General features: G+C 70.7%; 1 protein-coding gene. It reads right to left on the minus strand.

Annotation, left to right across the window (positions count from 1 at the left end; all coding sequences use genetic code 11):
• Window positions 1–229 (minus strand): ATP-binding cassette domain-containing protein (locus KVT39_RS37650; protein ID WP_217591546.1); only part of this gene is annotated, 229 nt, incomplete at both ends.

Consider the following 229-nt stretch of genomic DNA (forward strand, 5'->3'; position numbering starts at 1 on the left):
AGCGCACGTACGGGCGACAGCCGGTGCGCGACGACGAGGGTCGTGCGGCCGACCATCAGCCGCTCCATCGCCTGCTGGATCAGCAGCTCGCTTTCGCTGTCGAGGCCCGACGTCGCTTCGTCGAGGATCAGGATCGGCGCATCGGCGAGGAACGCGCGCGCGATCGCGCCGCGCTGGCGCTCGCCGCCCGACAGCTTGATCCCGCGTTCGCCGACGAGCGTGTCATAGC

Source organism: Burkholderia sp. GbtcB21, from assembly GCF_019091065.1.
In the GTDB taxonomy this organism is placed as follows: domain Bacteria; phylum Pseudomonadota; class Gammaproteobacteria; order Burkholderiales; family Burkholderiaceae; genus Burkholderia; species Burkholderia pyrrocinia_C.